Genomic DNA, 11926 nt, shown 5'->3' with positions numbered 1-11926 from the left:
CCCCCTGTTCACCACGCGGCATCGGCCGCTACCGTGGTGGCACCTTTGCAATCGCGGGAGCTCGGAGCACCGGGCTGAGAGGGCGCTGATCTCCGTCCCAGCGAAGTTTCACGTGAAACTTCGGCAGACGGAAACCGCTGCGTCGACCGCCGAACCTGTTACCGGGTAATGCCGGCGTAGGGAGTGGGTCTTCATGACTCTGCAGGATGCACGCACGCCTTCTGTGCCCAATGAGCGGACGGAGTCCGCGGGCGGCCAGGACGCTGCCGAGCCGCAGCAGATCGGCTGGCACAAGGGCTACATCACCGGATCGCGGCCCGACATCAACGTCCCGGTCCGGCGAGTGCACCTCACCAACGGCACGCACGTGACGCTCTATGACACGTCAGGGCCATATACCGACCCCAACATCGAAACCGACGTCCGCCGTGGCCTCGCGCCGCTGCGGGAGAACTGGATCATCGCCCGCGGCGACACCGAGGAGTACGCGGGCCGGCCGATGCGTCCGGAGGACGACGGCCTCAAGCACACCTCGCCGCGTGGCGGCCTGAAGAACCTCGACGCGGTCTTCCCGGGCCGGCCCCGGCAGCCGCGCCGTGGCCGGGACGGCGCCGTTACGCAGCTCGCGTATGCACAGCGGGGTGAGATCACCGCGGAGATGGAGTACGTCGCGCTCCGCGAGAACTGCACGCCCGAGTTCGTACGCGACGAAATCGCCGCGGGCCGCGCCGTGTTGCCGGCCAACGTCAACCACCCGGAGATCGAGCCGATGATCATCGGCAAGAACTTCCTGGTGAAGGTCAACGCCAACATCGGCAACTCCGCGGTGACCTCCTCCATCGAGGAGGAGGTGGAGAAGATGACCTGGGCGACCCGCTGGGGCGCCGACACGGTCATGGACCTCTCCACGGGCCGCAACATCCACACCACGCGCGAGTGGGTGCTGCGCAACTCCCCCGTCCCGATCGGCACCGTCCCCCTCTACCAGGCACTGGAGAAGGTCGACGGCAAGGCCGAGGAGCTGACCTGGGAGATCTACAAGGACACCGTCATCGAGCAGGCCGAGCAGGGCGTCGACTACATGACGGTCCACGCCGGCGTGCTGCTGCGGTACGTCCCGCTCACCGCCCGCCGCAAGACCGGCATCGTCTCCCGCGGCGGTTCGATCATGGCGGCCTGGTGCCTGGCACACCACAAGGAGTCGTTCCTCTACGAGAACTTCGAAGAGCTCTGCGACATCCTCGCCTCGTACGACGTGACGTTCTCGCTCGGCGACGGTCTCCGCCCCGGCTCCATCGCGGACGCCAACGACGAGGCGCAGTTCGCCGAGCTGCGCACGCTCGGTGAGCTGAACACGATCGCCAAGTCGCGCGGCGTGCAGACCATGATCGAGGGCCCGGGCCACGTCCCGATGCACAAGATCAAGGAGAACATCGACCTCCAGCAGGAGATCTGCGAGGAGGCGCCGTTCTACACGCTCGGCCCGCTGACCACCGACATCGCGCCCGCCTACGACCACATCACCTCCGGCATCGGCGCCGCGATGATCGCCTGGTGGGGCACGGCGATGCTCTGCTACGTCACGCCCAAGGAGCACCTGGGCCTGCCCGACCGCGACGATGTGAAGACCGGTGTCATCACGTACAAGATCGCGGCGCACGCGGCCGACCTGGCCAAGGGCCACCCGGGCGCGCAGGAGTGGGACGACGCCCTCTCCGACGCGCGCTTCGAGTTCCGCTGGGAGGACCAGTTCAACCTGGCCCTCGACCCGGACACGGCCCGCTCCTTCCACGACGAGACGCTGCCCGCCGAACCGGCCAAGACCGCACACTTCTGCTCCATGTGCGGCCCGAAGTTCTGCTCCATGAAGATCTCCCAGGACATCCGCCGCGAACACGGCGGCGATCTGGGCGGCCTGACCGAAGCGGACGCCGAGGCCGGCATGGCGGAGAAGTCCAAGGAGTTCGCAGCCGCCGGCAACAGGGTGTATCTGCCGATCGCGGAGTGACGCTCATCCAGCCGCATGGCCCCGGACCGGCGACGGTTCGGGGCCTGTCTCGACGGCCAGGACGTCGCGCGGCTAGCGTGACGGAGTGCTGGAGAGACTGGAGATCGAAAGCTTTGTGATCCTGGCCGAGGAGTTGCACTTCGGCCGTACGGCCGAGCGGCTTCGAGTCACCAGGGCCCGTGTGAGTCAGACGATCCAGAGCCTGGAACGCCGCGTCGGCGCACCGCTCTTCGAGCGCACCAGCCGGCGGGTGCGGCTTACCCCGCTCGGTCAGCAGTTCCTCGACGAGGTCGAGCCCGGCTACCGCCGCATCCTGCGCGGTCTGGCCACGGTGCAGGCCGCTGCCAAGGGGATCGAGGGCAGCCTCACGGTGGGCTACCTCGGCCCCGCGGCGGGGGAGTTTGTGCTGGAAGTGATCGACGACTTCACTCGCAGGTACGCGGGCGTGGCTGTGCGGATCCATGAGACGCAGATCAAGTCCATGTTTGATCCGCTCCGGCAGGACGAGGCGGACTTGCTGGTCACCCAGTTTCCGGTGGATGAGCCGGATCTCGTGCGGGGGCCAGTGGTGCTGCGGGTGCCGCGCATGCTGGCGGTGCCGGCCAACCATGTGCTTGCAAAGCAGGAGACGGTGTCCGTGGAGGACATGGCCCGGGACCGTGTGTTCGCTTGCACCGGCCATGTCCCCGACTACTGGCAGGAGCACCTCGCGCCCTCGCGCACGCCCGAAGGCCGTCCGGTACTGCGTGGTCGGTCGGCAGCGACGCTGCAGGAGACCCTTGCCATGGTCGGCGCCGGTCAGGGCATCTCCCCCGTAGGTGCCGATGTCGCTGCGTACGTCATGCCACGGAACGTTGCCTACGTGCCGTTCCGGGACGCCGGTCCGCTGGAGTACGGGATGGTGTGGCGCGCGGCCGGGGAGACCGCGCGGCTGCGGGCCTTTGCGGCCGTTGCGGCGGAACGAGCACGGGAATGGGCGGGGTAGGCGTGCGAGAACCGTCGGAGATGGCGCCTACCAGTCGGAATCGGTAAGCCCGGCTTACCGATCGTTGCGTAGACCTGGGCTGATCCCCGCGCTCCCGAGCGCCAGCCTGGTGCCATGCCCAGTGATCTTTCTTCCCATGCCGGTCCCGAATGCGCGCCACCCGTCCGTCGTTGTGGAGAGCCGGTCCGACCGGACCGTCCACGGTCTCCTGAGCGTCCGGCCACCGCTGCGCTCCTGGCGCTGGCACTCGGTGCGTTCGCCGTTGGCACCACCGAGGTCGTCATCGCCGGTCTGCTGCCCGAAGTCGCTGACGACATCGGTGTGCCGCTGCCGACCGCCGGTCTGCTGGTGTCGGGTTACGCGCTGGGCATGGTCGTCGGTGCGCCGCTGCTGACCGTTCTCAGCGGCCGGCTGGCGCGCAAGCGGATGCTTCTCGGCCTGGTCGGATTGTTCATCGTGGCCGGCCTGGTCAGCGCCCTCGCGCAGGGCTTCGCCGTACTGCTGGCCGGACGGGTGCTGTCCGCTCTGGCCGGTGGCGCGTATGTGGGGATCGCAGCCGTCGTGGCAGCGGGCCTCGTGCCGCCCGAGCGGAAGGCCCGAGCCATCGCGACGGTCTTCATGGGGCTCAGTCTCGCCAACGTCCTCGGCGTACCCGGCGGCACCGCGCTCGGCCAGGCGCTGGGCTGGCGGGCCGCCTTCTGGGGGGTGAGCGCCACCGGTGTCGTCCTGCTGGTCGCACTCGCCAGGTTCGTACCGTACGAGCGTGCGGTCCAGGAGGCCGGTTTCCGCAGTGAGCTGGCCGCCTTCCGGAAGGGCCGCGTCTGGTGCGCACTGGCCGCAACGGCCTTTGGCTGGGCCCCTTTCCTGACCGTTCTCACCTACATCGCGCCTCTGCTGACCGAGGTGACCGGCTTCGGCGCGCGTACGGTGCCGCTGGTGCTGGTACTGGTCGGCGTCGGCATGGTGATCGGAACCCCACTGGCCGGCCGACTGGCGGACCGGGCGCTGACGCCCACGTTGTACGGGGCGCTCGCTGCAGTGACGGGCACCTCCACGCTGTTGTTGGCCGCCGTGCACAGTAAGCCCGCAGCGGCCGTGGGGTTCCTGTTGTTCGGACTCGTGGGCGCCGCCGTCATCCCACCGCTCCAGGCGCGGGTGATGGCCACTGCACGCGGCGCCGACAACCTGGCCTCGGCTGCCAACATCTCGGCCTTCAATATCGGCAACGCAGGTGGTCCCCTGCTCGCCGGCGCCGCCCTGTCCGCGGGCGCCGGTTACACCGCGCCCCTGGCCATCGCCGCCGCGCTGGGCGGTGGGGGTCTTCTGTTGGCGTGGGCGGTGGGACGCAGCATCCGGCCCGGGGAGTGACACACCCAAGGAGTTCGCGGCCGCCGGCAACAGGGTGTATCTGCCGATCGCGGAGTGAGCCTCCCGGCCGCGGCCTGCGGTCAGCGGCGGCGGAAGGGGCCCCGGCTGCGTGCCGGGGTCCCTTCGGCGTACGGCGTCACGGGACGTCGCACGGTGGCGTGCGGGCTCACTCCGGCTGGTGGTCGGGACCGCCGTAGTCCGGGCTGGTGAAGTCCGGGCTGGTGAAGCGGGGGCGGGTCGCCGCGCGGTGATCGTCCTCCGGGCCGGAGAAACGGGGATGGGTGTAGCCGAGGGCCGGCATCCGGCCGCCCTCGGCGGTGCGCCGGAGCATGAAGCGGCCGGCGGCCTCGGGAGCCGGCGGCGGCGACGGTGCGGCGGGCGACGAGGGCGTCGGCGGCTTTCTGCTCTCGTCACCGGCGTCGGGGGCACTGCCGCCGGCCGCCGTGCCGGGACCGGGCGGCTCGTCCGGCCCGGCCGCCCGCTGCGCACCGGACGAGGGGCCGGGGGCGGGCGGGCCCTGCGGCTCCGCGCCGGATCCGGTGGCGGGCGCCGCCGGGTCCGGTGGCGCGCCGGGGGCCGTCAGGGCCTCCAGGAGGAAGGGGCCGAGGCCGCGTTCCTGAAGGGCCTGCAGCCAGGCGGCCTTGGCACGTTCGACCTCCTGGGCGAGCTCGCTCGGGCGGGAGGCGCGCAGGGACGTGGAGCCGTTCCGGAGGGCGGTGATCAGCAGTCCGCCCATCGCGACCAGGATCGTCGCCGCGGTCAGACCCGCGAACGCCCAGCCGACGCTGATCAGCGGCTGGGCCAGGGACTCGTCGGGGCTGACGGTGTGCAGCACGTAACCGATGAGGAGGAAGAGGACGGCGGCGATGCCGGCCAGGACGGGCGCGAGGACCGTGACCATCGCGGCCAGGCCGGCGCCGGTCGCCTCGGCGACCTCGCCGACCGTGGCGATGCCGACGCCGGCGCTGCCCGTGCCGTCACCGCCGCCCTCCGCCGTGTCCGTACCGTCGGTGGCTGGACGCGCGGGCGAGCGCAACTCCGCGCGCAGCGCGACGTAGTGCTGGTATTCGGCCGTCGCGCATGCGGCGATGGCTGTCGTGGCGCTGAGCGCCATGGTGCGCAGCTGCTCGGTGTTGAGGCGCATGCCCGTCGCGGCCAGATCCGGGCGGTCGGCCGCGGTGCGCAGAGCCTCGTCGAGGGCCCGCCGGAATTCCTCGCGGTCCTCGTTCAGCAGGTGCGGAGCGCTGTTCATGTGCATCCCCCGATGCTCCGTAGGGCCGTACGGGCCGGTGCGAACCGGGCAGTTGGCGGGAAACGGAGGAGAGCCTGCTACGGATAGACCGATGGTAGAGCGCGTCCCGCACGGCGTGACAGAGGATTTCGCAAATTGCTCCGCGCGTGACAAGCCGTCCCCCGGCCACCCCCCGACCGCCGCTCACGGCATGCTCCGGCCCCGCCCGGCCGGTTCCCGGCCTGCGGTACCCATGCCCCGATACGGGTCAGGCAGTCAGGGGGAGTTGGACGACGAGCAGCTTTCCGGCCATCGTGACGCCGCCGTCCATGGCGACGGCGAGCCCGTCGGCGTACACGTGCGGCCCCTCGACGGCGATGCCCTCGCCCTCGCCGTCCTCGGTGCCGACCTCGCCGAGGAGGTACGGGATGGGGCTGTGACCGTGGACGATGCGCTCGCCGCCGTACGTGCCCAGCAGCTCGCGCACGGCCTGCGGCCCGGACTCGTCGCGGAACGCGAACCGCTTGGTGAGCTTGCGGAAGAGGTCCCAGACCTCGTTGGCGTCGCTGCGGGTGAGGACGTCGTGCACGGCGTCGTTGACCGCCTCGATCGAGTCGCCGTAGTCGAGGTAGGCGGTGGTGTCCGAGTGCAGCAGGAGGTGGCCGTCCTCGTGCGTGATCGCGTCCAGCCGCGCCATCCACTGCAGGTGGTGGTCCTGGAGGCGGTCCATGTCGGTCTTCTGGCCGCCGTTGAGCAGCCAGGCGGCCTGGAAGGACGCGGTGCCGGCGCCGGACTGCACGGGGGTGTCGCCGAACCGCTTGGCGCCGAGCAGCAGCAGCTCGTGGTTGCCCATCAGGGCCTTGCAGTAGCCGCCGGCCGCTGCGGCCTCGGCGGACAGCTGCATGACGAGGTCGATGACGCCGATGCCGTCCGGACCGCGGTCGGTGAAGTCGCCGAGGAACCACAGCCGGGTGTTGCCGGCCGCCCAGTGGCCCTCGGCGTCGATCAGTCCCTCGGCGAACAGCGCGGCGCGCAGCTCGTCGTAGTAGCCGTGCACGTCGCCGACGACGTACAGCGGGCCGCCGCCCTCGCCCTCGCCGACCTGCTGGAGGTCGACGGCGGGGTGGTCGACCAGGGTGTCGGTGTACGTGACGGGGGTGCCGTCCGGGCCGACCACGGGCAGGTCCCGCTCGGTCGGGGTGTAGTCGGCGGGCGGCTGCTCCGGCGGGGCCCCGGCCTGCGCGCCGGTGCCGTAGGTGAGACGGGCGTACGGCCGGGCCCTGGTACGGACGCGGACGTCCGGGTCCAGGCGCTCCTGGGGCGCCGCCTGCGCGTCCTGGGGTGCCTGCGGGGCCTGCTGGGGGACGTACCCCTCGACGGGGGCCTGGCGGGGGTGCGGGACGTGCCCGCCCTGCGGAACGGCGTAGCCCTCCTGAGGGGCGTAACCGCCCTGCGGGAGATGGCCGTCCTGCGGGGCGTACGCGTCGTGGGGGGCGTAGCCGTCCTGCTGTTGGCCGTTCGGAGGGGCCCCGGGCGTGCCGGGAGGAACGGGTGCAGGAGGTTGTGCCGCCATGGTTCGCACCATGGGTCCCAGACCGGCCCCCTGAGTCATCGACCCCTCCACCGTCGCGCCGCCGTGCACCTCGCGGACCTTGCCTGGTCGACGGCGGTCCGTGGTGTCGTGCGCCCATCATAGGAACGCCGCTCGCGGGTTGTGACGCACCAGGGGGTGGTCAATCATTCAGAGCCCGGCGTTCACTGCTGTTTTCTCCCGGCTTCGCCCTGTTTTTCCCCGCGCGGCCGTGGCCGTCCGGCAGAACGCTCAGTCGCCGGACGGGCCACGCGGTGGGCTGACCGTCGTACGCGGGGACCTCCGTTGGGACGAGGTGCGCACGATCAGGTCGGTCGGTATCACCTGCTCGACGGGGCGCCCGCTGTCGAGCCCTTCGATGGCGTCGATGAGCAGTTGGACGACGGCGGTGCCGATGCGCCGGGGTTTGAGCGACAGGGTCGTGATGGGCGGCTCGGTCGTGGCGTACACGGTGGATTCGCTGCAGCACACCAGCAGGAGGTCGTCGGGGACCCGGAGGCCGTAGCGGCGGGCCGCGGCGAGCAGATCGGTGCCGTTCGGGTCGAAGAGGCCGTAGACGGCGTCCGGCCGGTCGGGGCGGGCCAGCAGCCGGTCGGCGGCGACGGCGCCCGCACAGGGGTCGTGGGCGGGATAGGACTCGTACACCGGGTCCTGGCCGACCCGCTCGCACCACTGCAGGTAGGCGGTGGTGGACAGGCGTGTGTAGGTGTCGGTGGTGGTGCCCGTGAGGAGGCCGATGCGGCGGGCGCCGGCGTCGGCGAGGTGGTCCAGGAGGCCGAGGACGGCCGCCTCGTGGTCGTTGTCGACCCAGCCGGTGACGGGGAGGGAGCCGCCGGGCCGGCCGTCGGACACGACGGGGATGCCGTGCCGGACGAGCTCGGTGACGACCGGGTCGCCGTCGGCCGGGTCGATGACGACCGTGCCGTCCAGGGCGACGTTGGACCACACGTCGTGGCGGGAGGTCGCGGGCAGGATGACCAGGGCGTAGCCGCGGGCCAGCGCGGCGGAGGTGGCGGCGCGCGCCATCTCGGCGAAGTACGCGAACTCGGTGAAGGTGAAAGGTTCATCCCCGTACGTGGTGACGGTCAGGCCGATCAGGCCCGACTTGCCGGTACGGAGCGTGCGGGCGGCTGCGGAGGGGCGGTAGCCCAACCGGTCGGCCACCTCGCGGACGTGGCGACGGGTGGCGTCCGGAAGCCGGCCCTTGCCGTTGAGCGCGTCGGAGACAGTCGTGATGGAGACACCGGCTGCGGCGGCCACGTCCCGGATGCCTGCCCGCCCCAACCGGCGTCCGGTCGACCGGCTCACCTGGTGCTTCCCTGCTGCTGTCATGGCGAGCCGATAGTAGGGCTCGGAGGGGGCCATCGCGGGGCTCCCTTATGCGCTGTTGAAAGGCACGTTTCTGCATGCCGAAAGGCCGTCAAAGCCCTGTGATTTTAAGGGCGTTGGAGGTCAGAGCATCATTGTGCTCGCTGATCGACGCCATTGACCTGCAGATTGAGCCAGGTATCGAAGAGGTCTCAAGTCACCTTCACGGGTGATGCGCGCCACGGCGTGAGCCACCGGCGCGTGACAGAGCGGAGGGCGCTCCGTAAAGCCCCTGCGCCCTGAGCTGGGTCATGGCATCGGTATATGACGTGCGCATGCCCATCGGGCCCGTAGGACCGAAGGCCCTACGCCGCACGGCCCAATCCTCATAAGGTGTGCAGTATTGGTGACGAGCGGGACGGTCGAGGAGGACCTGCGGTGAGCGAGAAGACCCCGAAGCTGCGTGCGGCGCTGGACGGCGTTCCCACCTACAAGCCCGGGAAGCCGGCCGCCGAGGGCGGCCCGGCGGCGTACAAGCTGTCCTCCAACGAGAACCCCTACCCGCCGCTGCCCGGCGTCCTGGAGCGCGCGGTGGCCGCGGCCGGCGCCTTCAACCGGTACCCGGACATGGCCTGCACCGGACTGATGGCGGAGCTCTCGGAGCGCTTCGGGGTGCCCACGGAGCACCTGGCCACCGGCACCGGCTCGGTGGGCGTGGCCCAGCAGCTGATCCAGTCGACGGCAGGCCCGGGCGACGAGGTGATCTACGCCTGGCGCTCCTTCGAGGCGTACCCGATCATCACCCAGATCTCCGGCGCCACGTCCGTGCAGGTCCCGCTGGACGACGGCGAGGTGCACGACCTGGACGCGATGCTCGCCGCCGTCACCGAGCGGACCCGGCTGATCTTCGTGTGCAACCCGAACAACCCCACCGGCACCGTGGTGCGCCGCGCGGAGCTGGAGCGTTTCCTCGACGCCGTCCCCTCCGACGTGCTGGTCGTGCTGGACGAGGCGTACCGCGAGTTCATCCGTGACGCCGAGGTGCCGGACGGCATCGACCTCTACCGCGACCGCCCGAACGTCTGCGTGCTGCGGACCTTCTCCAAGGCGTACGGCCTCGCGGGGCTGCGCGTCGGCTTCGCGATCGCGCACGAGCCGGTCGCGGCCGCGCTGCGCAAGACCGCGGTGCCGTTCGGCGTGAGCCAGCTCGCGCAGGAGGCGGCGGTGGCCTCGCTGCGGAGTGAAGAGGCGCTGATGGAGCGGGTGGACGCGCTGGTGGCCGAGCGGACCCGGGTGGCCACGGCGCTGGCCGAGCAGGGCTGGACCGTGTCCGAGTCGCAGGCGAACTTCGTCTGGCTGCGGCTGGGGGAGCGCACGGTGGACTTCGCCCGCGCGTGCGAGCAGGCGGGCGCCGTGATCCGGCCGTTCCCGGGCGAGGGCGTACGGGTCTCGATCGGCGAGACCGAGGCCAACGACATCTTCCTGAAGGCCGCGGAGGCGTTCCGCAAGGAGCTGTGAACGGCCGGTAGCCGGCGCGTGCGGCGGGTGGCCGCGGTCCTTCGGGGCCGCGGCCACCCGCTTTTGCGTACGCCGGGACGGGATGCCGGCGCGTACGCGATGGTGCGGGTCAGACGCGCTCGACCCGGATCGGGTCACCGTCGCGGACCGTGGCGAGCCGGCGCGGATCACCGTCGACGGTGCCGAGCACGTTGCAGGGGGAGGCCAGCCGGCACTCGTCCCCGCGGGAGATGGGGGTCGGCCCGTACGGCAGCGCGAGCGCGTCGCCGTCGGTCCAGAACGCCACCGTGCCGGGCTCGACGACCTGCTGCGCGCCGTCCTCCCTGGCGGGGGAGACGGGGGTGGTGAAGTAGACCTCCTCGCCCCAGGTGCGGGCGGTGGAGGCGAGGGGGAGGGCGCCTTCCAGGGCGGCGGTGGTCGGCGTGTCCGCCAGGGTGGCGGTCAGGTGTCCCGCCGGCCATGAGATGCGTATCTGCATGGCGCTGAATTCAACAATATGTTGAAGAAGAGGGGAAGAGGTTCCGACGGATTTCGGCGTGTACACGTTCACTAACGGGGCCTCCGCAACGCCTCCCGCAAGCGCTGCCGAGGTTTTCCGGACGACGGAATACCGCGTGACCACGGTCACGCACCCCCCGGGCCGATCGGCTGAAAGTCATGGGAGATAATTGCTTGTGAATGTGAACGCGTTCACAAGCGCCTCCCTTTATGCCCCGCTTTCAGTGGGGCAAAACGGGCAGAGCGTGGCGAGAACGGCGACCGTAAGGAGACATCGACGTGGAACTGGCGTTGGCGCCAGAGACCCTGGCGCGATGGCAATTCGGCATCACGACCGTCTATCACTTCCTCTTCGTGCCCTTGACGATCTCCCTCGCCGCCCTGGTGGCAGGACTGGAGACGGCATGGGTCCGCACGGGCAAGGAGCGCTACCTCAAGGCGACCAAGTTCTGGGGCAAGCTCTTCCTGATCAACATCGCGATGGGTGTCGTCACCGGCATCGTCCAGGAGTTCCAGTTCGGCATGAACTGGTCGGACTACTCGCGCTTCGTCGGTGACGTCTTCGGCGCCCCGCTCGCGTTCGAAGCCCTCATCGCGTTCTTCTTCGAGTCCACCTTCATCGGCCTGTGGATCTTCGGCTGGGACAAGCTGCCGAAGAAGCTCCACTGCTTCTGCATGTGGATGGTCTCGATCGGCACGATCCTGTCCGCGTACTTCATCCTCGCGGCCAACTCCTGGATGCAGCACCCGGTCGGCTACCGGATGAACAAGGCCACCGGGCGCGCCGAGCTGACCGACTTCTGGAAGGTGCTGACCCAGGACACCACCCTGGTCGTCGTCTTCCACACCCTCACGGCCGCCTTCCTCACCGGCGCCGCCTTCATGGTCGGCATCGCCGCGTACCACCTGCTCCGCAAGAAGCACGTCAAGGTCATGCGGACCTCGCTCCGGCTGGGCCTGGTGACGCTGGTCGTGGCCGGTCTGCTCACCGCCGTCAGCGGCGACCTGCTGGGCAAGGTCATGTTCCGGCAGCAGCCCATGAAGATGGCCTCGGCCGAGGCGCTGTGGGACGGCGAGGCGCCCGCGCCCTTCTCCGTCTTCGCCTACGGGGACGTGGAGAAGGGGCACAACACCGTCGCGGTGGAGATACCCGGCCTGCTCTCGTTCCTCTCCAACGACGACTTCTCCTCGTACGTACCCGGCATCAACGACGTGAACAAGGCCGAGCAGCAGAAGTTCGGGCCCGGCGACTACCGGCCCAACATCCCGGTCACCTACTGGGGCTTCCGCTGGATGATCGGCTTCGGCATGTCGTCCTTCGCGCTGGGCGTCGCCGGCCTGTGGCTGACCCGCAAGAAGTTCTGGCTCTCGCAACGGCTGCGGACGGGCGACGACGAGGTGCCGCACCTCGCGCTCACC

General features: G+C 70.4%; 9 protein-coding genes and 1 riboswitch. Of the genes, 5 read left to right on the top strand and 4 right to left on the bottom strand.

The features are described from left to right. The first annotated feature begins 43 nt into the window (after window positions 1–43). Window positions 44–200, top strand: a riboswitch (TPP riboswitch). The 3 genes from thiC to C3486_RS11115 all read left to right on the top strand — a co-directional run bounded on the left by thiC (window position 194) and on the right by C3486_RS11115 (window position 4361). Beyond that, window positions 194–2008, top strand: a complete 1815-nt coding sequence (gene thiC / locus C3486_RS11125; protein WP_103832463.1) for a phosphomethylpyrimidine synthase ThiC — start codon at window positions 194–196, stop codon at window positions 2006–2008. It overlaps the preceding riboswitch by 7 nt. An 85-nt stretch (window positions 2009–2093) precedes the next feature. After that, window positions 2094–2993, top strand: coding sequence for a LysR family transcriptional regulator (locus tag C3486_RS11120; RefSeq protein WP_219822210.1), 900 nt, complete (start codon window positions 2094–2096; stop codon window positions 2991–2993). 114 nt (window positions 2994–3107) lie between these two features. Next, window positions 3108–4361: an MFS transporter gene (locus tag C3486_RS11115; protein WP_103832462.1), complete on the top strand. Its 1254-nt coding sequence runs from the start codon at window positions 3108–3110 to the stop codon at window positions 4359–4361. Window positions 4362–4527: 166 nt separating this feature from the next. Here C3486_RS11115 and C3486_RS11110 read toward each other — a convergent pair whose 3' ends face one another. The 3 genes from C3486_RS11110 to C3486_RS11100 form a co-directional block, all read right to left on the bottom strand. Beyond that, the gene (locus tag C3486_RS11110) at window positions 4528–5613 is read right to left on the bottom strand and encodes a hypothetical protein (RefSeq protein ID WP_181138513.1); all 1086 of its coding nucleotides are present in this window, start codon (window positions 5611–5613) and stop codon (window positions 4528–4530) included. A 247-nt stretch (window positions 5614–5860) separates the two neighbouring features. After that, entirely contained in the window at window positions 5861–7165 is a 1305-nt protein-coding gene (locus C3486_RS11105; protein WP_258052706.1) for a metallophosphoesterase, read from the bottom strand. A gap of 249 nt (window positions 7166–7414) precedes the next feature. Continuing rightward, entirely contained in the window at window positions 7415–8515 is a 1101-nt protein-coding gene (locus C3486_RS11100; protein WP_030615383.1) for a LacI family DNA-binding transcriptional regulator, read from the bottom strand. A gap of 414 nt (window positions 8516–8929) precedes the next feature. Here C3486_RS11100 and hisC point away from each other — a divergent pair, with 414 nt between their 5' ends. Next, a complete protein-coding gene (hisC, locus tag C3486_RS11095) occupies window positions 8930–10009 on the top strand; it encodes a histidinol-phosphate transaminase (protein WP_103832461.1) in 1080 nt (359 codons plus the stop codon). Between the two features lie 109 nt (window positions 10010–10118). Here the strand turns inward: hisC and C3486_RS11090 are convergent, their stop codons facing one another. Then, a complete protein-coding gene (locus C3486_RS11090; protein WP_103832460.1) occupies window positions 10119–10487 on the bottom strand; it encodes a cyclophilin-like fold protein in 369 nt (122 codons plus the stop codon). A gap of 299 nt (window positions 10488–10786) precedes the next feature. Here C3486_RS11090 and C3486_RS11085 point away from each other — a divergent pair. After that, window positions 10787–11926: cytochrome ubiquinol oxidase subunit I (locus tag C3486_RS11085; RefSeq protein ID WP_103832459.1), on the top strand; the 1140-nt coding region annotated here is incomplete at its 3' end.

It is taken from the genome of Streptomyces sp. Ru73 (assembly GCF_002920575.1).
GTDB lineage: Bacteria > Actinomycetota > Actinomycetes > Streptomycetales > Streptomycetaceae > Streptomyces.
This window is presented reverse-complemented; position numbering and strand designations above follow the sequence as displayed.